The sequence below is a fragment of the Paraburkholderia strydomiana genome, from assembly GCF_046030495.1.
In the GTDB taxonomy this organism is placed as follows: domain Bacteria; phylum Pseudomonadota; class Gammaproteobacteria; order Burkholderiales; family Burkholderiaceae; genus Paraburkholderia; species Paraburkholderia strydomiana_A.
Genome location: NZ_JAQQCJ010000001.1, coordinates 295,511 through 316,972, shown reverse-complemented (window position 1 = coordinate 316,972; position 21,462 = coordinate 295,511). Strand labels below are relative to the sequence as shown.

Below are 21,462 nucleotides of genomic sequence, written 5' to 3'. Positions count from 1 at the left end.
GGCGTGAACAGTTGGGTGAGACGGCGGCGCGCGACGGACGCGCGCTCAGCGCGCGGCGGCTGGTCGGCCCAGCCGGTGACAAACACAAACCGGCCCGCAAGGGGCCGTGTGCCAGATCCGCGCTACTGACATGGAGAGGCGCTCGCTTACTCGTACGAGAAGATGCTGCCGAGCTTGTCCATGCGTTCGAGCGCCATGCCCGAGCCGCGTACGACGCAGGTCAGCGGGTCTTCGGCGACGAGCACCGGCAGGCCGGTTTCTTCGGCGAGCAGGCGGTCCAGATCGCGCAGCAATGCGCCACCGCCCGTGAGCATCATGCCGCGTTCGGCGATGTCGGCGCCGAGTTCCGGCGGCGTTTGTTCCAGTGCGATTTTCACCGACGACACGATCTGGTTCAGCGGATCGGTGAGGGCTTCGAGAATTTCGTTGCTGGAAATCGTGAAGCTGCGCGGAATGCCTTCCGACAGATTGCGGCCCTTTACTTCCATTTCCTTGACTTCGGAACCGGGGAACGCGGAGCCGATTTCCTTCTTGATCGCTTCGGCGGTTTGCTCGCCGATCAGCATGCCGTAGTTGCGGCGGATGTAGTTGACGATCGCTTCGTCGAACTTGTCGCCGCCCACGCGCACCGAGCCCTTGTACACGATGCCGCCGAGCGAGATCACGCCGACTTCCGTCGTGCCGCCGCCGATGTCGACGACCATCGAGCCGGTCGCTTCCGACACCGGCAGGCCGGCGCCGATTGCGGCCGCCATCGGTTCTTCGATGAGATAAACCTGCGACGCGCCTGCGCCGTGCGCCGCTTCCTTGATCGCGCGGCGCTCGACCTGGGTCGAACCGCACGGCACGCAGATGATGATGCGCGGCGACGGCGAGAACATGCGCGATTCGTGAGCGGTCTTGATGAACTGCTTGATCATCTGCTCGGTGACGGTGAAGTCGGCGATCACGCCGTCTTTCATCGGGCGGATCGCCTCGATGTTGCCCGGCACCTTGCCGAGCATCTGCTTGGCTTCCTTACCGACTGCCTGGATGGTCTTCTTGCCGTTGGGACCGCCTTCCTGGCGGATCGAGACCACCGACGGTTCGTCCAGCACGATGCCCTTGCCACGCATGTAGATGAGCGTATTGGCGGTGCCGAGGTCAATCGCCAGATCGTTGGAGAAGTAGCTGCGAAGAAAACCGAACATTCAAAATCCTGTCTCGCTGGGGGCCGGGCCTCGCAACGTTTGCGTAGGGCGGCAGCGGAAAAATAACAGCTTCAACCGGGCGGACACTGCGCCACTTGAACTTGAAACTGCGAGGGAGTCTACCGGAGGCCGTTGCAAAGCCAAATCAGAAAAATCCGAACGTTCTTTGGGAATTGTTCAGAAAGGACTTGGTAAGTCGGTCCGGGTTTGGGTCGAACGCGTAATGATACCTTATAATTTTGGATGTTTTGAAGGAAACGGAGGGCACTTTTTGCCTCCGCCGACCCCCTTTTTCGGGGTTGTCCTATTGCCTCGTAACTTGCTGTTGCAGTGTCGTTTTTTTAGCGCTGCGATGGTCCACCACAATTTCCGGTGACTGCATGGCTCTGACCCTGACCGATGTTAAACGGATCGCGCATCTCGCGCGGCTCGAACTGGCCGACGCCGACGCTGAGCACACGCGGGCCCAGCTCAATGATTTTTTCGGCCTTGTCGAGCAGATGCAGGCGGTCGATACCACCGGCATCGCCCCGCTTGCCCACCCGATCGAGCAGATCGAAGACGTCGCGCTGCGCCTGCGCAACGACGTCGTGACCGAGACGGTCGAACGCGAAGCCTTCCAGCGCCCGGCGCCGGCCGTGCAGGACGGCTTGTACCTCGTGCCGAAGGTGATCGAGTAAGACCCGCGCAGCAAGCCCGGCGTGGCTTGCCAGCCTGCGGCATGCCGCCCCGCACGAGCGGCGCGCGTGTGCGCCACCGCCGGCCTCCTCGGCCCGGTTTGCCGGCGGGCAGCCGGACGCCTCCACGGCAGCGTGACCGCGCTGCCGCGCTTTCCAGGATAAAACGCAATGCATGAAAAAAGTCTGACCGAACTGCGCGCCGCACTGGCGGCCAAGGAATGCTCCGCAGTCGAACTGGCGCAGCTGTACCTGAAGCGGATCGACGCGGCCACTGGCCTGAACGCGTTCATCCAGGTCGATCACGAATTGACGCTCGCGCAGGCGAAAGCCGCCGACGCGCTGCTCCACACCGGCCATGCCGGCCCGCTGGTGGGCCTGCCGATCGCGCACAAGGACGTGTTCGTCACCAAGGGCTGGCGCTCCACCGCCGGCTCGAAGATGCTGGCGAACTACGAAAGCCCGTTCGATGCCACGGTGGTCGCGCGTCTGCAAAACGCCGGCATGGTGTGCGTGGGCAAGACCAACATGGACGAGTTCGCGATGGGCTCGTCCAACGAGAATTCGTACTTCGGCCCCGTGCAGAATCCGTGGGACCCTAAATCGGTGCCCGGCGGTTCGTCGGGCGGCTCGGCGGCGGCGGTGGCCGCGCGTCTCGCGCCCGCCGCGACCGGCACCGACACCGGCGGCTCGATCCGTCAGCCGGCGTCGTTCTCCGGCATCACCGGCATCAAGCCGACGTATGGCCGCGTGTCGCGCTACGGGATGATCGCGTTTGCGTCGTCGCTGGATCAGGGCGGCCCGATGGCGAAGAGCGCCGCGGACTGCGCGACGCTGCTCAACGCGATGGCCGGCTTCGACGAGCGCGATTCCACGAGCCTCGTGCGCGACGACGAAGACTACACGCGCTACCTCGGCAAGCCGTGGCAGGACAACGGCGCGGACAAGCCGCTCGCCGGCCTGCGCATCGGCCTGCCGAAGGAATATTTCGGTGCGGGTCTGGCCGACGACGTGCGCGCGTCGATCGACGCGGCATTGAAGCAATACGAAGCGCTTGGCGCCACGCTGGTCGACGTTTCGCTGCCGAAAACCGAACTGTCGATTCCGGTGTACTACGTGATCGCGCCGGCCGAGGCTTCGTCGAATCTGTCCCGTTTCGACGGCGTGCGCTTCGGCCATCGCGCCGCTGAATACCGCGATCTGCTAGACATGTACAAGAAGTCGCGCGCCGAAGGTTTCGGGCCGGAAGTGAAGCGCCGCATCATGGTCGGTGCGTACGTGCTGTCGCATGGCTACTACGACGCGTACTACCTGCAGGCGCAGAAAATCCGCCGCATCATCGCCCAGGACTTCCAGGAAGCGTTCAAGCAGTGCGACGTGATCATGGGGCCGGTCGCGCCGTCGGTGGCGTGGGATCTCGGCGCGAAGGGCGACGATCCGGTGCAGATGTATCTGGCCGACATCTACACGCTGTCGGTGAGCCTCGCCGGTTTGCCGGGCATGAGCGTGCCGTGCGGCTTCGGCGCGGGCGCGAATGCGCAGCGTCCGGTGGGCCTGCAGATCATCGGCAACTATTTCAACGAAGCCCGGATGCTGCAAGTGGCCGACGCGTTCCAGCGCGCGACCGACTGGCACCGCCAAGCACCGGCAGGAGTGTGAGCACCATGACCAAACAATGGGAAGTCGTGATCGGTCTGGAGACCCACGCGCAACTGTCGACTCAATCGAAAATTTTCTCTGGCGCCGCCACGCAATTCGGCGCGGCGCCGAACACGCAGGCTTGCCCCGTCGATCTCGCCTTGCCGGGCACGCTGCCGGTGATGAACCGCGGCGCGGTCGAGCGCGCAATCAAGTTCGGTCTCGCGATCGGCGCGACGGTGGCGCCGCGCAGCATCTTCGCGCGCAAGAATTACTTCTATCCTGATCTGCCGAAGGGCTATCAGATCAGCCAGTACGAAATCCCCGTGGTGCAGGGCGGCCAGGTGACGATTCAGGTGCCTGCCAATGAGAAGGCGGGCAAGGAAGCGTACGAGAAGGTCGTGAACCTCACTCGCGCTCACCTCGAAGAGGACGCGGGCAAGTCGCTGCACGAAGACTTCGCGGGCATGACCGGCATCGACCTGAATCGCGCGGGCACGCCGCTGCTGGAAATCGTCACCGAGCCGGAAATGCGCAGCGCGGCCGAAGCGGTGGCCTACGCGAAGACGCTGCACACGCTCGTCACGTGGCTCGGCATCTGCGACGGCAACATGCAGGAAGGCTCGTTCCGTTGCGACGCGAACGTGTCGGTACGGCCAGTCGGTCAGGCGGAATTCGGCACACGCGCCGAGATCAAGAACCTGAACTCGTTCCGCTTCCTCGAAGAAGCGATCCAGTACGAAGTGCGCCGTCAGATCGAGTTGATCGAAGACGGCGGCACCGTGGTGCAGGAAACGCGTCTGTACGATCCGGACAAGCGCGAAACGCGCTCGATGCGCAGCAAGGAAGACGCGCACGATTACCGCTATTTCCCCGACCCCGATCTGATGCCGCTCGTGATCGATGCGGCGTGGGTCGAGCGCGTGAAGGGCGAGATGCCGGAACTGCCGGAAGCGATCCAGCAGCGCTTCGTGTCGCAATACGGCCTCACGCCCTACGACGCCAACGTGCTGACGTCGAGCAAGGCGATGGCCGCGTACTACGAAGCGGTCGTCGTCAAGGTCGGCCCGGCCAACGCGAAGGTTGCGGCGAACTGGCTGATGGGCGAAGTGTCGTCGCAACTGAATCGCGAAGGGCTGGAGATCGACGCGTCGCCGGTGTCGTCCGCGCAACTCGCGATGCTGCTGCAACGCATTGCCGACGGCACGATCTCGAACAAGATCGCGAAGGAAATTTTCCTCGCGATCTGGGACGAGAAGGCCACCGACGAAGCCGCCGCCGACCGCATCATCGAAGCGAAGGGCCTCAAGCAGATTTCGGATACCGGCGCGCTGGAAGCGATCATCGACGAAGTGCTCGCCGCGAACCAGAAGTCGGTCGAGGAATTCCGCGCCGGCAAAGAAAAGGCGTTCAACGCGCTGATCGGTCAGGCGATGAAGGCGACCAAGGGCAAGGCCAATCCGGCGCAGGTGAACGAACTGCTGAAGAAAAAGCTGTCCTGAGTTGACGAAGCGCGGTCTGGGCGTTTTCGCCCGGACCATCACGGGCTGTTGCCGGAAACGAAAGTGGGGCAACGGCCCGTTTCATTTTGCTGGCTCGTTTTTCCGAACCGCTGAACACAGATCACGGAGTGTGTGGATGGCGAAGCAACCCGAACTCGACGATTTCCGCGTGCCGTATTTCGACGACGTCAAGAAAAAATCCAGATTCTCGCTCGGCGATTTCGATACGGCTGCGAAGCCATTTTCAACCGGCTCGAAAGATGCGGACCGTGAGCGGCTCGCCGAGATCGGTACGCAGCTCGAGATCCAGCAGGAGTGCCTGCACGCGCAGCAGAAGCGTCGCGTGTTGCTGGTGCTGCAAGGCATGGACACGAGCGGCAAGGACGGCACGATCCGCGCGGTGTTTCACGACGTCGATCCGCTCGGTTTGCGCATCGTGCCGTTCAAGGCGCCGACGCCGGTGGAACTGGCGCACGATTTTCTCTGGCGCGTGCACGCGCAGGCGCCCGCCGCCGGCGAGCTGACGATCTTCAACCGCAGTCACTACGAAGACCTGCTAGTGCCCACCGTACGCGGCGAACTGGATGAGCAGGCGTTCGAGCAACGCTGCTGCCACATTCGCCAGTTCGAGGAGATGCTTGCGTATAGCGGCACGACTATCGTCAAGTGCATGCTGCACATCTCGAAAGACGAGCAGCGCGAGCGTTTGCAGGCGCGTATCGACGACCCGAGCAAGCACTGGAAATTCGACGTGGCCGATCTCGACGCGCGCAAGCAGTGGGACGCGTATCAGTCGGCGTATCGCGACGCGCTGGCCGCGACGTCGACCGACTACGCGCCGTGGTACGTCATTCCCGCCGACTCGAAGACGCATCGCAACGTAATGGTCGCCGAATTGCTGTTGCGCGCGCTCAATGCGCTGAAGCTCGAATACCCGCCTCCCAAAGAATCGCTGAAGGGCATCAAGGTCGAGTGAGACCGGCTGCGCCTCTTGGCTCCAGAAACGAATCGAACATAAAGGAACGACATGTTGCGTGTGATTACCGCCAACCTGAACGGCATCCGCTCCGCGGCAAAGAAAGGCTTTTTCGAATGGTTCGGCGAGCAGAACGCCGATGTCTTGTGCGTGCAGGAAATCAAATGCTCGCAGGACGACATGACGCCGGAATTCATGGCGCCGCACGATTTCACCGGCTATTTTCAGCACGCGGTGAAGAAGGGCTATAGCGGCGCGGGCGTGTACACGCGTCACGAACCGGACGAAGTGGTAATCGGCTTCGGCAGCGAGGAGTTCGATCCGGAAGGGCGCTACGTCGAACTGCGTTTCGGCAAGCTGTCGGTGATTTCGGTGTATGTGCCGTCGGGCTCGAGCGGCGACGAACGCCAGCAGGCCAAGTACCGCTTCATGGACGAGTTCATGCCGCATCTCGCCGAACTCGCGAAGGAACGCGAAGTGATCGTGTGCGGCGACGTGAACATCGTCCACAAGGAAATCGACATCAAGAACTGGAAGAGCAACCAGAAGAATTCGGGTTGTCTTCCGGAAGAACGCGCGTGGCTGACCAGACTGTTCGACGAAGTGGGTTACGTCGACGTGTTCCGCACGCTCGACCAGCGGCCGGAGCAGTACACGTGGTGGAGCAATCGCGGTCAGGCGTATGCGAAGAACGTCGGGTGGCGGATCGATTATCAGATCGCGACGCCGGGCATCGCCGGCAAGGCGAAGCGCACCGACGTGTTCCGCGATATCAAGTTCAGCGACCATGCGCCGCTGACGGTCGACTACGATCACAAGGTCAAGAAGTAAGCACCTCCTCGCCCGCGTCGCTCAATACCGGTCTGTCAATCGCGGATCGGCTTGCGGCGCGGACGGCCCATGCCCGCGTAATCCGGCAGCGCGTCCACGCTCTTGCCGATCGCTTTCGCATAGAGCGGCAGCATGTCCGGCAAGCGCTTGATGATGTCCTGACGACGCGCGGGCGTATACGGGTGCACGTAGATGAAGCCCCGCTCGCGATCTCCGCGCGTGGCTTGCGCGAGGTTGTCCCACAGCGTCACCGCCGCGCGCGGATCGAAACCGGCGCGTGAGGCGATGTCGCTGCCGATCACGTCGGCTTCGGTTTCGTCGGTGCTCTCGTACTTCATTTCCAGCAGGCGCGAGCCGATGCCGAGCGGCGCGGCACCGAGGTCGGCCAGCCCGAATAGCTGCGGGATCGTGCCGGTCGAATCGAGCTGGCTCGCCTGGAGCTGGCCAAGCCGTTCGCGTGCATGCTCGCGCAGCGCGTGCGCGATCTCGTGGCCGATCAGCATGCCGAGTTCGTTGTCGCTCAGACGCACGCGGTCGAGCAGCCCACCGTAGACGACGATCTTGCCGCCCGGCAGACAGTACATGCGGATATCGGGCGAGCGCACCACCGCCACATCCCACTTCCAGTTTTTGGCCCGCTCGTTCCATTTCAGCGAGTAGGGAATCATCCTGTCGACGATCGACCGCACGCGCGTGACGTGCGCATCGGTGTCGCCGTACAGGCGGTTGGCGTGCTCGGCGCCGTACGCGATCTGGCCGAACTCTTCGGCGGCTTGTGCCTCGAGCATCGGCGACGGAATCAGGTTGCGGAACACCATGTAGCCGCCGAAGCGCAACTGGGTGTTCGGGGTGTACGAGAGCGGCGACGCGGGCGGCGCGGAAGTCGCCGCAGGCGTTTTCGCGGTGACGGGCGGTTGAGCCGGCGGCGCTGCGGAGGTCGGTGCGGTGGCGGCGGGCGTGCTGCCGGTGTTCGGGCCGCTCGCCGCGTTGTTCGCGGCCGGCGCCGCCGAGGTTGAGTTCTCGGCGCTTGCCGCAACCGCCGCAGACTTTGCCGTCGGCGCGGTTGCCGGGCCCGCCGCTGTGACCGGTGCGGCTGCTGTGGCCGCGCTGGCGCCGGCCGTCGGCGCGCTTGCCGCGTACGCGTTCGACGGCATGCTCAACGTGAGGCCGCTTGCCCAGCCGAGCGCGCAGGCCGCATACAGCACCGTGCGGCCCGCTTTGAGCGACGGAACCCAGATCGCGCGCAAACGCCGCGCACGCGTCGAGCGTTGCGTCTTCACGAGCGGGCCCTCCACGGCGCGATGCGCAACAGCAGCAGCATGCCGGGCAACGCCAGCACCGTGCACGCGATGAAGTAGTCGAACCAGCCGATCTGCGCGACCACATAGCCGCTCGCCGCCGATGCCAGCGTGCGCGGCACCGACGCGAGGCTCGTGAAGAGCGCGAACTGCGTGGCCGTGTAGCGCGGGTCGGTGGTGCTGGCGATATAAGCGGTGAAGGCCGCCATCGTCAGACCGGTGGTGAAGGTTTCGAAGCCGTAGACCAGCGCGAGCGCGACCGAGCGCGGCTCGAACTGCACAGTCCAGTCGATGCCCACCAGCGCGAGCAGCTTCGTCGTCCCCTCGCTGAGCCAGACCGCGATGTTGTAAATCTCCGTGAGACCCGGCGATGCCGGACCGAGATGCGCGAGCCACGCGAAGCCTAGCGTCGACACCATCTGCAGGATGCCGAAGATCCACAAGCCGCGGCCAATGCCGATCTTCATCAGCCAGATCCCGCCGACGATGCCGCCCGCGAGACTCGCACCGAACGCGGTGGTCTTCGCGATCACACCGATCTGGGTGCGCGAAAAGCCGATGTCGAGGAAGAACGACGTGGACAGCGTGGTCGCCATCGTGTCGCCGAGCTTGTACAGAAAGATGAAGCCGAGCACAAACAGCGCGCCGCGCCAGCCGTCGCGCTGAATGAATTCCCGGAACGGCTGCACGATCGCTTCGCGCAGGTTCTTCGGCGGCTTGCCGTGCACTTCGGGCTCGCTGACCACCAGCGTCATGACCATGCCCGGCAGCATGAACGCCGCCGTGACGATGAACACGGTGGTCCACGGCAAATGATCGGACAGAATCAGCGCGAGCGAGCCGGGCACCAGCGCCGCGATCTTGTAGGCGTTCACATGCACCGCATTGCCGAGGCCTTGCTGCGTGTCGCTCAGCAGCTCGCGCCGGTACGCGTCGATCACGATGTCCTGGCTCGCGCCGAAAAACGCGACCAGCGCCGTCAAAGCCGCCACTGTCCAGATCGAATCGCGCGGCGACACGAAGCCTAGCGCCGCGATGGCGCCGGCCACCAGGATCTGCGTGACGAGCATCCAGCCGCGCCGTCGGCCCGGACGCCAGCCCGGAAAGCGCGGCACGTAGCGGTCCATCAGCGGTGCCCAGATGAATTTCCAGGTGTACGGGAACTGGATCAGCGCAAAGAGGCCGATTTCCTTCAGATTGACGCCTTCGGAGCGTAGCCATGCCTGCACCAGATAGACGAGCGTGAACAGCGGCAAGCCCGACGTAAAGCCGAGAAAGACGCAGATCAGCATGCGCGTATTCAGGAACGCGCGCCAGCCGGGATGTTCTTCGTGAGCGTTAAGTGCAGGCGCCTCGTGCGGCGGGTTCGACATGTGGATAACTTGCGTTAGCTTTTCTTGACGCGATAGACCGCAAGACTACCACGCCAGTTCACGCCCCAGCGCACGGTCTGCCCGTCGTGCAGTACCACGCGGTCGAGAATTTCGATGCCGACTTCCGGCGCGAGCGCTTCGAAGTCCTTGATGGTCAGCACCCGCACGTTCGGCGTGTTGTGCCATTGATAAGGCAGCGACTTCGACACCGGCATGCGCCCCTGCAGCACCGACAGCCGATGCGCCCAGTAGCCGAAATTCGGAAACGACACGATGCATTCCTTGCCCACCCGCACCGTCTCGCGCAGGATCGCGGCGGTCTGATGAATGGTTTGCAGCGTCTGCGACAGAATCGCGAAGTCGAAGCTGCCGTCTTCGAACAGGCGCAGGCCGTCTTCCAGATTCTGCTGGATCACGTTGACACCGTTTTGCGTCGACGCCAGCACGCCCGCGTCGTTGATTTCGATGCCGTAGCCCTGCACGTCGAGTTCTTCGGTCAGCAGCGACAGCAGCGAGCCGTCGCCGCAGCCGAGATCCAGCACCGTGGCGCGCGGTTCGACCCAGCGGGCGATCGCGCGGAAGTCCGGGCGCAGCGCCAGGTAATCGAGTGCTCGCTGGTTCATGCGTTCACCTCGTTCGCAATACGTTCGTAGTAGGCGCGCATCACGTTGTGATAGCGCGCGTCGTCGAGCAGGAAGGCGTCGTGGCCGTGCGGCGCGTCGATCTCCGCGTAGGTGACCGTGCGCTTGTGGTCGAGCAGCGCCTTCACCAGCTCGCGCGAGCGGGCCGGCGCGAAACGCCAGTCGGTCGTGAAGCTCGCAATCAGATATTTCGCCGTGGTGTGCGCGACCGCTTTGGTCAGATCACCTTCGAAAGCTTTGGCGGGATCGAAGTAGTCGAGCGCGCGCGTGATCAGCAGATACGTGTTCGCGTCGAAGTAGTCGGCGAACTTGTCGCCCTGGTAGCGCAGGTACGACTCCACTTCGAACTCGACGTCGAAGTTGAAGTTGTACGCGTCCAGCGCGCCTTCCGCGCGGCGCAACGAGCGGCCGAATTTCTCGGCCATGTCGTCGTCCGACAGATACGTGATGTGGCCGATCATGCGCGCGACGCGCAGGCCGCGCTTCGGCTTCACGTTGTGCGCGTAGTAGTTGCCGCCGTGGAAGTCCGGGTCCGACAGGATCGCCGAGCGCGCGACCTCGTTGAACGCGATGTTCTGCGCCGACAGCTTCGGCGTGGACGCGACCACGATGCAATGCGCGACACGCTGCGGATACATCATGCTCCACGCGAGCGCCTGCATGCCGCCGAGGCTGCCGCCCATCACCGCGGCGAAACGCGTGATGCCGAACTGATCGGCGACGCGCGCCTGGGCGTTGACCCAGTCTTCGACGGTCACGACCGGAAAGGTCGCGCCGTACGGTACGCCGGTGGCCGGGTCGATACTCATCGGCCCGGTCGAGCCGAAGCACGAGCCGAGGTTGTTCACGCCGATCACGAAGAACTTGTCGGTGTCGAGCGGCTTGCCTGGCCCGACCATGTTGTCCCACCAGCCGACGTCTTTCGGATTGTCCGCATACACGCCCGCCACGTGGTGCGACGCGTTGAGCGCGTGACACACCAGCACCGCATTGCTGCGCGCCGCGTTGAGCGTGCCGTAGGTCTCGACCATCAGGTCGTAACCGGCCAGCGAGCTGCCGTTCTGCAACTGCAGCGGCTCGGTGAAATGCATTGTTTGGGGAGCGACGATACCGATCGATTCCATTCATTCCGCCATTAAAAAAACAGGGCGGCTAGATGGCGTCGGCGAAGCACGGAGGAAAGACTGTGTGCGCGGCTGACGACCTCTTTAGCCGCATTTATAGTGAACCGCGGGAGTATTCCTGTGGTTCGCGCGCCCGCAATCGAGTCAGCAAATCGGCGCGTGATGAGTGTTCAGGGTGTTCCGGACCGCGGTTCAGGATGCATCGAAGGGCCGCGTTCAGGCGCAAAGTATAGCGGAAAATCTCGTGCGACAGCGTCGCCGGCGCACCCTCGCGCGGTGCGTGCCGCGCGGATTACTGGAGGATCAGGAGCAGTTGCGCGTCGGCGTGTTCGGCGGGCATCCGGGCGAAACCGCTGCGCACGTAACGATGCCAGCGGCCGATGATGTAGCTCAACAGCAGGCTCGCACGAATCGCGGGATCGTAGCCGGCGGGCAGCGGGACGGCGGTGTGTGCGGCGCCGTTCGCGTCTTCGCTCGCGCGCGCATTCGCTTCCGTCTGCGCCAGCCGCAAACACTGCTTCAGCGACGCCTCGACGCGCTCCAGCATCTGGTTGACGCGCTCGGTCAACCGTTCATGCTCGCCGACCAGCGCCTCGCACGTCAGCACGCGCGTCATGCCGGGGTTCTTCGCGGGGAAATTGAGCAGCATCAACGCGATGGCGCGTGCTTGCAGCACGCCATTGCTTTCCTTGTCGGCGATCTGGTTGATGAGGCCGAAGAGCGTTTGCTCGATGAACTCGATGAGCCCTTCGAACATTTGCGCCTTGCTGGCGAAATGGCGGTACAGCGCGGCTTCCGACACGCCGAGCCGGGCGGCGAGCGCCGCCGTGGTGATCTTTTCGCTTTTCGGCGCCTCCAGCATCGCGGCGAGCGTCTGCAGAATGTGCACGCGGCGCTCGCCGGGCTTCAGACGCTGCGCGCGCTGGGCCGCCGCTGCATGGGCCGGCGCAGCGGCTTCGTGTTCGGCTAAGGCTTCGTCAGGTTTGTCGATCGGCTGCATGGCTGTCGTCCCGGCTGCTGTCCCTTCCATCGAACCGAGCGGCTGCCCAGTCGTAGCGATTTTAACGAACGAATGCACCGGTCGACATAATGCGGCCGGCCGGTGCCCGGCAGACGCGTCGGCACGCCGTCCGCGTGCGGTTTGCGCGGCAGATGCCCGGTGATCCATACCGTGCGGATGCCGAGACGCCGATAGTTCTTCAGATGCGAGCGCGTGTCTTCGACGAGGATCGCATCCTTGAGCGAGACGTGGGCGTCGCACATGGCCTTGCGCAACATCGCGTGGTCGGGCTTGGCGCGCCAGCGGCGGCGATCGCGCATGTGCTCGATCGCGATCACCTGCTCGAACAGACGCTCGATGCGCAGTTCGGCCAGCACCGCGCGCGCATACGCTTCAGGCGCGTTGGTCAGCACGATCTTGCGGCCCGGCAGCGCCGCGACGAGGCGCGCGATGCCGCGTTCGTGACGGATCATCGAGCCGAGATCGGGGAACGTGTGGACGACCTTCAGGAAGTCGGTCGGGTCGAGCGGATGGTGGCGCGTCAGGCCGAGCAGCGCCGCGCCGTAGCGCTGCGTGTAGCCGGTGCGCAGACGGTTGGCTTCGTCGATGTCCACTTGCAGCGCGTCGATGATGTACTGCGTCATGCCGTGGTTGATCGCCGGGAAGATGGCGTGCGAGGCGTGGTGCAGCGTGTTGTCGAGATCGAACAGCCAAACCGGCTTGCCGCCTGCGATATGCGGACGGCGGCGGCGGGAAGTGGGGGTGCGCATGGTGGAGAACGCCGGTCAGGCGCGGACGGTCGCTGCTCGCGGCGAACGTGGCGTGTTCGCGAAGCGGGCGGCGGGAGAGAAGGGGAGTACTGGCTGGTGCGCCACGAAGGCGTTTCGTGGGCGGTTGCGGGGGCCGGACGGGGCGCATTGGCCGGGCAGCGTGCCCGGCTTCGCCGCGTAACCGCACGGCACACATGACGCGCCGTTGCGACGCGCCGCGTGTGCCGGGTTTGATGCAGGAGTCAATGCGAGCGGATCATCGTGCCGAACGGCTGTTCGGTGAGAATCTCCAGCAGCACCGAGTGCTCGATGCGGCCGTCGATGATGTGCACCGAGCGCACGCCGCTCTTGGCCGCATCCAGCGCCGACGAGATTTTCGGCAGCATGCCGCCGGAGATCGTGCCGTCGGCGAACAGGCCGTCGATTTCGCGGGCCGACAGATCGGTCAGCAGATTGCCTTCCTTATCCATCACGCCGGGGATGTTGGTCATCATCACGAGCTTTTCGGCGTTCAGCACGACCGCCAGCTTGCCGGCGACCAAATCGGCGTTGATGTTGTACGACAGACCGTCTTCGCCGAAGCCGATCGGCGAAATCACCGGAATGAACGCGTCGTCCTGCAGCGCTTTCACGACCGCCGGGTTGATCGCCTCGACTTCGCCCACCTGGCCGATGTCAACGTACTGGCCCGGGTTATCGCGATCCGGCATCAGCATCTTGCGTGCGTGGATCAGGCCGCCGTCCTTGCCGGTCAGACCGACCGCGTGGCCGCCGAAGTGGTTGATCAGCGTGACGATGTCCTGCTGCACTTCACCGCCGAGCACCCATTCGACGACTTCCATCGTCTCTTCGTCGGTGACGCGCATGCCCTGGATGAACGTGCCCTGTTTGCCGATCTTCTTCAGCGCCTGGTCGATTTGCGGACCGCCGCCGTGCACGATCACAGGATTGATGCCGACCAGCTTCAGCAGAATCACGTCACGCGCGAAGCCCTGCTTCAGGCGTTCCTCGGTCATGGCGTTGCCGCCGTATTTGATGACCACGGTCTTGCCGTGATACTGGCGAATATAGGGCAGCGCCTCGGCCAGGATTTCAGCCTTCAGGGTGGGCGCGATCTGCGAAAGGTCGGGAAGCTCGGACATGGCGGCAGGCTCAGGCACGGAACAGTTAAAACAGGGCGAATTGTACAGGACTGGCGCGCTGCAACAGGGTTTTCGATAGCGGCGCGGGCAGCGGGCGGCGTGGGCTTTGCGCACTGCGCAACGGCAGGCCGCAGGCTTCGCTCGGCGATCAAGCTTAACGCGCTCGCGTGACGTCCGTGAATTAGCCGAATGGACGACTCACGCGGGCTCGCCAGCCGTGGCATCATCTCCTCATCAATGCCTCGGCGCACGTCGCAGCCCGTCATGAAACCGTCCGCTTCCCGTTCGACCAACAGCCCGCGCTGTCCGCGCTGCGGTACTGCGTTCGATTGCGGCAGGCATGCGCAGCCGTTCGAGTGCTGGTGCCGCGAGATGCCGTCGTTACAGGCGGACAGACTCGATCCGGCGCGCCCGTGTTTGTGTCCCGAATGTCTGGCCGGGGAGATTGCGCAAGCCGCTCGCGGGGGACCGGGCGCCGGCTCGGCCTGAGCTGGCTGCAGCTTGCGGCGAGGCCGACACTCCGTCGGCGAAATGCCGCAGCGCTAGGCCGTGCGATGCTGGGCGGCCAGCGCGTGCAGGTCGCGGGCGACGGCTTCCAGCGCCGGCTCCCATTCGCCGAACTGCGGCTGCCGGTACAGCGCCGCGCTCGGATACCACGGGCTGTCGTTGCGTTCGAGCAGCCAGACCCAGTGCGGATTGACGTCGAGCAGCACCCACGTGCGCTGGCCGAGCGCACCGCTCAAATGCGCGACGGACGTGCACACCGTGATGACCAGATCGAGTTCGCTGACGAACGCGGCCGTGTCGTCGAAGGTCGTGAATTCGGCGGTGTGGTCGGTCATCGGCAGGCCGGCTGCCCGCGCGGCGGCCACGTCGGCGTCCGCGCCCGGTTGCAACGAGTAGAACGCCACGTCCTGCATGCCGCCGAGATGGGCCGCATAGCGTTCCCAACCGACACGCCGGAACGGATTGCGCTGATGGCCAAGGCTGCCGGTCCACGTGAGCCCGACCTTGAGCCGCGATTCCCCGCCGAGCCGCTTGCGCCACGAGTCGCGCGCTAACGCTTGCGCAAAAAGATACGGCGACGCAGCCGGAATCGTCTCCTCGCGCGTCTCGAAGATCAATGGCAGGCTGAGCAGCGGAATCTCATAGTCGAACGGCGGCAGCGTTTCGATGCCGCCGCCGGCGGAGTACTCGTCCACGTGGCTGCCGAGGCTGCGCGCAAGCAGCGCGCCCATGTGCGGAAACGAATTCCACGACAATCGGCCGCCCTCGCGATGAACACGCTCGGCCAGCATCGGGATATAGCGGCAGAATTGCAGGAGGTCGCCCATGCCCTGTTCGCCCCACACCAGCAGAGTCTTGCCCGCGAGCGGTTCGCCACGCCAGGTGGGTGCCGCCATCTGTGGACGGCCACCGCGGAGTTCCTGCGAGCCGTCCCAACGCGCCTCGTGCGACAGCCAGCCGTTCGCGTAGTCGCCGCGCATGAGCTGCAGCATCCCGAGAGCGGCGCGCATGGTGGCGTCGTGCGGAGCCAGGCTGTAGGCGGTTGTCGCGGCTTGTTCGGCTTCGCTCCAGCGTTGCGCTTCGCGTAACGCCAGCGCATAGTTGTTATGCGACAGCGGGCTGTGCGGCGCGCATTGCATGGCGCGCGCGCCCGCCTCCAGCGCATGCGGCAGGTCCATGCTCAAGCGATAGGTGTTGGTGAGATTGATCCAGCCGTCGCCATTGCCGGGTTCGTCGCGGACCGCGCTTTCCAGCAACGCCCGTTGTTCATCCAGGTCCCCGCCGCTGAGTATCAGCGCGGCGGCGAGATTGTTGCGCAATTGTGGCAAGGTCGGCTCGATGACGAGCGCGCGGCGATACGGGGCGACGGCTTCGCGATGCAGATTGGCCATCTGCAGCGCGAAGCCGAGACGAAAGTGCGTCAGAGCGCGGTGTGGATCGAGTTGAGCAATAATGGCGGCGAGTTCGATCGCGTCCTGATGACGATGCTGTTCGGAGAAGCTTGTGATGAGCGCTGCGAGAGAAGTGTCGTCGAGGGGATGCAATTGCGCCGCTGTCTCGAAACAGGCAGCCTCCGTTGCCGCGTTACCGCTTTCTCTCGCTGCGGCGGCATCGCGCAAATAATTCAGGAAAGCTGATGAGGCGTCGGCTTCGCGGTCGGAGGTGTGCGGCATGGGACGGTTGCGCGGCGCAGGCGCCGATGGCGAAAGACCGGCCCCTGCGATGCTGTCGCAAAAGCAACATGATACTGGCGGCACCGCTGCAAAGTAAGTCGGAGTAGTCCGAACGGGTAGACTAAAGTGATGCACCGTATAACCAACACCGGCCGGGTCAATCTTGGCCATCTGTTCTGGCTGCGCAGCCTCGCCATCATCGGTCAGCTCATGACGATCGCATTCGTGCAGATCTTCATCGGCGTGAACCTGCCGCTGCCCGCGATGCTGCTCGTGATTGCGCTCGAAGTGCTGTTCAACGCGCTCACATGGTGGCGCGTTTCGCAGCAACGGCCCGAGTCGAACATGGAATTGTTCGGCCAGATCTGGGTCGATCTCGGCGCGTTGTCCGCGTTGTTGTTTCTCTCCGGCGGCACCACCAATCCATTCGTTTCGCTGTACCTGCCGTCGCTCGCGATCGCCGCCGCGGTGTTGCCGTGGCAACTGATGGCCTGGCTCGCGGCGTTTGCCGTGGCCTGCTACGCGGTGCTCGGTTTCGATTCCGTGCCGCTGAATCTCGACAACCCCGCGAATCTCTTCGAATACTACCGCGCCGGCATGTGGGTTAACTTCATGGTCAGCGTCGGGCTGATTGCATGGTTCGTCGCGCGCATGTCGCGGGCTCTGCGGCTACGTGACGCAGCGCTCGGAGAAGCGCAGCAGCGCTTGCTTCAGGACGAACGCGCGGTCGCGCTCGGCGTGCAGGCCGCCACCGTCGCTCACGAAATCGGTACGCCTCTGTCTACAATCGCGATGTTGTCCGAAGAACTACGCGACGCGGCACGCAGCGACAAAGGGCTCGCGCCTTACAGCGCCGACCTCGAATTGCTCGAACAGCAGATGACGCTATGCACGTCGGCGCTGGCCCGCTTGCGCAGCCGCGCGTCGACGACGACCAATCGGCAGCCGGTCGGCGAGTGGCTCGAATCGTTTGCCGAGCAGTGGCGCCTGCGTCATCCGCATGTGAAGTTCGAACGGATCGGCGCACCGCCCGCGGATGTCAGTCTCGACGACACGGTGGCCGTCAGCCAGATCCTCACGATTCTGCTCGACAACGCAGCGCGTGCGAGCCGCGATCACGTGACGCTGTCGTGCGCGCTCGATCCGCGCGGCGAGAAAATCGTGTTCGAAGTCTGCGACGCGGGCCCGGGCATTCCGGCCGCACTGCGCGGCTCGCTTGGCGCGATGCCGGTGGACAGCACACAGGGCGGTCACGGCGTGGGCCTTTATCTGGCCTTCTCGGCGGCGTCGCGTCTGAGAGGTTCGATCGAGCTGACCGACGTCAGCGCGATCAAGCCGCGCGGCACGCGTGCGGTGCTGAAACTTCCGCTCGCCGGCGGGCGCAAATTTTCTGGCACGGGCCGTCAAGGCGCCACGCCATCCAACACGGAGAAACAGGCATGAGCGAAAAGAATTTTCTGGTGATCGACGACGATGAGGTGTTCTCCGGCATCCTCGCTCGCGGTCTGACGCGGCGCGGTTACACGGTGAGCGAAGCGCACAACGCGGACGAGGCGATCAAGCTCGCGAACCAGCAGAAGTTCAGCCAGATCACAGTGGATCTGCATCTCGGCAACGACTCGGGCTTGACGCTCGTCGCGCCGTTGCGCGATCTGCAGCCCGACGCGCGCATGCTGGTGTTGACCGGCTATGCGAGCATCGCCACAGCGGTGCAAGCGGTGAAGGACGGCGCGGACAATTACCTCGCAAAGCCGGCCAACGTCGAGACGATTCTGTCGGCGCTGCAAACCGAAGCGAGCGTGCTGCAAGCGGAAGAAGCGATCGAGCATCCCGCGCCTTTGTCGGTGGCGCGCCTGGAGTGGGAGCATATTCAGCGCGTGCTGGCCGAGCACGGCGGCAATATTTCGGCCACGGCGCGGGCGTTGAACATGCATCGTCGAACGTTGCAGCGCAAGCTGGCGAAGCGGCCGGTCAAACAGTAAGTCGTTCTGCTTCGACGTAGGCAGTGTGACAAAAGAAAACGGGCTGCCTTCGATCAGGCAGCCCGTTTTTTTGTGCGTCAGATTTGATCTGGGTCAGGCAATGTGGATAGCCTGACGCAGCCTGTGCATCGGCACGGATATCACAGCACGTAACGCGACAAGTCTTCGTCTTCCGCTACTTCGTTCAGCGCGCGATCGACATACGCCGCATCGATCTGCACGGCTCTGCCCGAGTGATTGCCCGCCGAGAACGACACCTCTTCGAGCAGTTTTTCGATGACCGTGTAAAGACGCCGCGCGCCGATGTTCTCGGTCTTCTCGTTCACCGAGTAAGCGATTTCGGCCAGACGGCGAATTCCGTCGTCGGCGAATTCGAGATGAACGTCTTCGGTGGCGAGTAGTGCCTGATACTGCTTGACGAGGCTCGCATCGGTGGACACGAGGATCGATTCGAAGTCGTTCACGGACAGCGAGTCGAGTTCGACGCGAATCGGAAAACGGCCTTGCAGTTCGGGAATCAGGTCGCTCGGCTTGGCCAGATGGAACGCGCCGCTCGCGATGAACAGAATGTGATCGGTCTTCACCATGCCGTACTTGGTGTTGATCGTGGTGCCTTCGACGAGCGGCAGCAGATCGCGCTGCACACCCTGGCGGGACACTTCACCGCCGCCTGCTTCGTTGCGCGAGGCGATCTTGTCGATCTCGTCGAGAAACACGATGCCGTTCTGCTCGACGTTCTGCACCGCCTTGGTTTTCACCTCTTCGTCGTTGAGCATCTTGCCGGCTTCTTCGTCGGTGAGCACCTTCAGCGCTTCCTTCACCTTCATCTTGCGGCGCGTCTTCTTGCCGCCGCCGATGTTCGCGAACATCGAACGGATCTGCTCGGTCATGTCTTCCATGCCCGGGGGGCCCATGATGTCCATGCCTGCTTGCGGCTGTTCGACGTCGAGTTCGATTTCCTTGTCGTCGAGGAGGCCTTCGCGCAGACGCTTGCGGAACGTTTGACGCGTGCTGCTGCTTTCGTCGGCGGTGTCGGCGGCGCTCGAACTCGCACCGAAGCCGACCGGGCGCGCGCTCGGCAGCAGGATGTCGAGGATGCGATCTTCAGCCTGGTCGCCGGCCTTAGTCCGCACTTTGCGCATTTCCGTTTCGCGGGTCTGCTTGACCGAAATCTCGATCAGATCGCGCACGATGCTGTCGACGTCGCGGCCCACGTAGCCCACTTCCGTGAACTTGGTCGCTTCGATCTTGATGAACGGCGCGTCCGCCAGCTTCGCGAGACGCCGCGCGATTTCGGTTTTGCCGACGCCGGTCGGTCCGATCATCAGAATGTTTTTCGGCGTGATTTCCTGGCGCAACGGGTCTTCGACCTGCTGACGGCGCCAGCGGTTGCGCAGCGCGACGGCCACGGCTTTTTTCGCGCGGCCTTGGCCGATGATGTGTTTGTCGAGTTCGGAGACGATCTCGGCAGGGGTCATTGTGCTCATCGTGGGTCCTTACTCGATCGTCTCGATAACGCGGTTGTGGTTCGTGTAGATGCACATGTCGCCGGCAATCTCCAACGACTTCTCCACGATTTCGCGGGGCGACAGCTCGGTGTTGTCGGCGAGCGCCTTCGCGGCGGCTTGCGCGTAGGCGCCGCCCGAGCCGATCGCGCAGATGCCGCCTTCCGGATCGAGCACGTCGCCGTTGCCGGTGATGACGAGGGTAGTGGTCGCGTCGGCGGTGATCAGCATCGCTTCCAGACGACGCAGCATGCGGTCGGTGCGCCAGTCTTTCGCGAGCTCAACGGCGGCGCGCGTGAGGTTGCCCTGATGTTTTTCCAGCTTCGCTTCGAAGCGGTCGAGCAGCGAGAAGGCGTCGGCCGTGCCGCCGGCGAAGCCGACCAGCACCTTGCCGCTATAGATGCGCCGGACCTTCTTCGCACCGCCTTTCATGACGATGTTGCCCAGCGTCACCTGGCCGTCACCGCCGAGCGCGACCTTGTCGCCGCGGCGCACGGAGACGATCGTCGTGCCGTGAAATTGCTCCATATGCGTTCCTCTTTGCAAAACGGGTAGGACACGGCAGCGCGACGCGCTACCGCATGAATCCTGAAAACGGACGGCGCGCGACGCTGAAATTCGACCGGTCGGCGCGCTCGTGCAGCGCATGTCCGATTTATTTTAGGGCGTGCACGGTCATATCAAGAGCCGCCGAATGGCATAAGACAAAAAACCGGGGATTTGGTGCGTGCGCTGCGATGGTGCAGCGGGGCGCGGCGCAAAGGAGCGAGCTTCGTCGCAAGGCGACTCGCGTCGCGAAAAACGATAGCCTCTGGACGCCGAATCACATCGGCGATACCGGTCGACGACGGGCTTGAAACCGTCTTCATAGCGCGGCACAAAACAGCGCCGTACAAAAGAAAAAAGGCGCACGTTTCACCGTGCGCCTCTCGACGAAGCAGCGTGTCAGGGCGCGGAGCCGAAGCCGCGCCACAGGCGTTCAGTCGCCGAACAGCTTCTGGCGCAGCTCGCGGCGTTCCTGTGCTTCGAGCGACAGGGTTGCCGTGGGCCGCGCGAGCAGACGCGGAATGCCGATCGGCTCACCGGTTTCCTCGCACCAGCCGTAGTCGCCGGAATCGATGCGCGCGATCGATTGCTGCACCTTCTTCAGCAGCTTGCGCTCGCGGTCGCGCGTGCGCAGTTCGAGCGCATGCTCTTCCTCGATCGTTGCACGGTCGGCCGGGTCCGGCACGATTACGGTTTCGCGCAGGTTCTCGGTCGTCTGGCCGGCATTGCGGAGAATGTCCGCCTGCAGCTGTTCGAGCTTGTTCTTGAAGAAGGCGAGCTGATCCTCATTCATGTAATCCTTGTCGCTCATCTTCAGGATTTCGGCTTCGGTCAAGAGTCGTTTCGTCGTCATCTGGCTTACTTCTTCAATGTGAGGCAAAACTCTTACATAGTGCCCGCACTTTCGTATTGCCCGCAAAGGCGCATCGAGGACGCGGAAGCGCGAAGGCGGGCACGAACGGTGGACTGTCGTGACGCCGAAGCGCCTGGCGCCCACACGCCGGGCGTCGCAACGCCAATGCGGGGCCGAACTCCTCTGGAAACCGATTCTCAAATGCTCCTGAGGTATTGCTTGCCGGCAGCGCAC

Annotated in this window: 20 protein-coding genes; 8 read left to right on the top strand and 12 right to left on the bottom strand. The window is 63.8% G+C overall.

The features are described 5' to 3' along the window. Positions 1 to 146: 146 nt before the first annotated feature. Positions 147 to 1,190 carry a rod shape-determining protein gene (locus tag PQQ53_RS01460; RefSeq protein WP_004189550.1) on the bottom strand — a complete coding sequence of 348 codons (1,044 nt, stop codon included), beginning with the start codon at positions 1,188 to 1,190 and terminating at the stop codon, positions 147 to 149. Between the two features lie 380 nt (positions 1,191 to 1,570). Between PQQ53_RS01460 and gatC the strand changes: the two genes are divergently transcribed. The 5 genes from gatC (at position 1,571) to PQQ53_RS01435 (ending at position 6,814) form a co-directional block, all read left to right on the top strand. After that, positions 1,571 to 1,870 carry an Asp-tRNA(Asn)/Glu-tRNA(Gln) amidotransferase subunit GatC gene (gene gatC / locus PQQ53_RS01455; RefSeq protein WP_167042139.1) on the top strand — a complete coding sequence of 100 codons (300 nt, stop codon included), beginning with the start codon at positions 1,571 to 1,573 and terminating at the stop codon, positions 1,868 to 1,870. Between the two features lie 168 nt (positions 1,871 to 2,038). Next, a complete protein-coding gene (gene gatA, locus PQQ53_RS01450) occupies positions 2,039 to 3,526 on the top strand; it encodes an Asp-tRNA(Asn)/Glu-tRNA(Gln) amidotransferase subunit GatA (protein ID WP_408139735.1) in 1,488 nt (495 codons plus the stop codon). Positions 3,527 to 3,531: 5 nt separating this feature from the next. Further along, entirely contained in the window at positions 3,532 to 5,007 is a 1,476-nt protein-coding gene (gatB, locus tag PQQ53_RS01445; RefSeq protein ID WP_408323134.1) for an Asp-tRNA(Asn)/Glu-tRNA(Gln) amidotransferase subunit GatB, read from the top strand. Positions 5,008 to 5,143: 136 nt separating this feature from the next. Next, the gene (locus PQQ53_RS01440) at positions 5,144 to 5,983 is read left to right on the top strand and encodes a PPK2 family polyphosphate kinase (protein WP_408139732.1); all 840 of its coding nucleotides are present in this window, start codon (positions 5,144 to 5,146) and stop codon (positions 5,981 to 5,983) included. 51 nt (positions 5,984 to 6,034) lie between these two features. Then, positions 6,035 to 6,814, top strand: a complete 780-nt coding sequence (locus PQQ53_RS01435) for an exodeoxyribonuclease III (protein WP_408139730.1) — start codon at positions 6,035 to 6,037, stop codon at positions 6,812 to 6,814. A gap of 35 nt (positions 6,815 to 6,849) precedes the next feature. Here PQQ53_RS01435 and PQQ53_RS01430 read toward each other — a convergent pair whose 3' ends face one another. The 7 genes from PQQ53_RS01430 to argB form a co-directional block, all read right to left on the bottom strand. Next, entirely contained in the window at positions 6,850 to 8,094 is a 1,245-nt protein-coding gene (locus PQQ53_RS01430; RefSeq protein ID WP_408323133.1) for a M48 family metallopeptidase, read from the bottom strand. After that, positions 8,091 to 9,485, bottom strand: coding sequence for an AmpG family muropeptide MFS transporter (locus PQQ53_RS01425; protein WP_408139726.1), 1,395 nt, complete (start codon positions 9,483 to 9,485; stop codon positions 8,091 to 8,093). The genes PQQ53_RS01430 and PQQ53_RS01425 overlap by 4 nt, the downstream gene beginning before the upstream one ends. Positions 9,486 to 9,499: 14 nt before the next feature. Further along, positions 9,500 to 10,108, bottom strand: a complete 609-nt coding sequence (metW, locus tag PQQ53_RS01420) for a methionine biosynthesis protein MetW (RefSeq protein ID WP_408139724.1) — start codon at positions 10,106 to 10,108, stop codon at positions 9,500 to 9,502. Further along, entirely contained in the window at positions 10,105 to 11,250 is a 1,146-nt protein-coding gene (metX, locus tag PQQ53_RS01415; protein ID WP_408323132.1) for a homoserine O-succinyltransferase MetX, read from the bottom strand. Before metX ends, metW begins: the two co-directional genes overlap by 4 nt. A gap of 292 nt (positions 11,251 to 11,542) precedes the next feature. Next, on the bottom strand, positions 11,543 to 12,250 hold the full coding sequence (gene slmA / locus PQQ53_RS01410) for a nucleoid occlusion factor SlmA (protein WP_408155941.1): 708 nt from the start codon (positions 12,248 to 12,250) through the stop codon (positions 11,543 to 11,545). Next, a complete protein-coding gene (locus tag PQQ53_RS01405; RefSeq protein ID WP_408323131.1) occupies positions 12,217 to 13,020 on the bottom strand; it encodes an HAD-IA family hydrolase in 804 nt (267 codons plus the stop codon). The genes slmA and PQQ53_RS01405 overlap by 34 nt, the downstream gene beginning before the upstream one ends. A gap of 242 nt (positions 13,021 to 13,262) precedes the next feature. Beyond that, entirely contained in the window at positions 13,263 to 14,162 is a 900-nt protein-coding gene (gene argB, locus PQQ53_RS01400; protein WP_007179687.1) for an acetylglutamate kinase, read from the bottom strand. A gap of 264 nt (positions 14,163 to 14,426) precedes the next feature. On the opposite strand from argB, the gene PQQ53_RS01395 reads away from it, so the two are divergent. Further along, the gene (locus tag PQQ53_RS01395) at positions 14,427 to 14,651 is read left to right on the top strand and encodes a cysteine-rich CWC family protein (RefSeq protein ID WP_408139716.1); all 225 of its coding nucleotides are present in this window, start codon (positions 14,427 to 14,429) and stop codon (positions 14,649 to 14,651) included. 53 nt (positions 14,652 to 14,704) lie between these two features. Here the strand turns inward: PQQ53_RS01395 and PQQ53_RS01390 are convergent, their stop codons facing one another. Further along, the gene (locus PQQ53_RS01390) at positions 14,705 to 16,342 is read right to left on the bottom strand and encodes a tetratricopeptide repeat protein (protein ID WP_408323130.1); all 1,638 of its coding nucleotides are present in this window, start codon (positions 16,340 to 16,342) and stop codon (positions 14,705 to 14,707) included. 129 nt (positions 16,343 to 16,471) lie between these two features. On the opposite strand from PQQ53_RS01390, the gene PQQ53_RS01385 reads away from it, so the two are divergent. Then, the gene (locus tag PQQ53_RS01385; protein ID WP_408323129.1) at positions 16,472 to 17,785 is read left to right on the top strand and encodes an ATP-binding protein; all 1,314 of its coding nucleotides are present in this window, start codon (positions 16,472 to 16,474) and stop codon (positions 17,783 to 17,785) included. Beyond that, complete coding sequence (locus PQQ53_RS01380; protein ID WP_408323128.1) at positions 17,782 to 18,324, top strand: response regulator transcription factor; 543 nt, start codon at positions 17,782 to 17,784, stop codon at positions 18,322 to 18,324. Before PQQ53_RS01385 ends, PQQ53_RS01380 begins: the two co-directional genes overlap by 4 nt. A gap of 140 nt (positions 18,325 to 18,464) precedes the next feature. On the opposite strand, the gene hslU is transcribed toward PQQ53_RS01380, so the two are convergent. The 3 genes from hslU to dksA all read right to left on the bottom strand — a co-directional run bounded on the left by hslU (position 18,465) and on the right by dksA (position 21,228). Then, positions 18,465 to 19,811, bottom strand: coding sequence for an ATP-dependent protease ATPase subunit HslU (gene hslU / locus PQQ53_RS01375; protein ID WP_408139708.1), 1,347 nt, complete (start codon positions 19,809 to 19,811; stop codon positions 18,465 to 18,467). Positions 19,812 to 19,820: 9 nt separating this feature from the next. After that, complete coding sequence (gene hslV, locus PQQ53_RS01370; protein WP_408139706.1) at positions 19,821 to 20,357, bottom strand: ATP-dependent protease subunit HslV; 537 nt, start codon at positions 20,355 to 20,357, stop codon at positions 19,821 to 19,823. Positions 20,358 to 20,808: 451 nt separating this feature from the next. Continuing rightward, the gene (dksA, locus tag PQQ53_RS01365; RefSeq protein ID WP_012431412.1) at positions 20,809 to 21,228 is read right to left on the bottom strand and encodes an RNA polymerase-binding protein DksA; all 420 of its coding nucleotides are present in this window, start codon (positions 21,226 to 21,228) and stop codon (positions 20,809 to 20,811) included. Positions 21,229 to 21,462 lie beyond the last annotated feature (234 nt).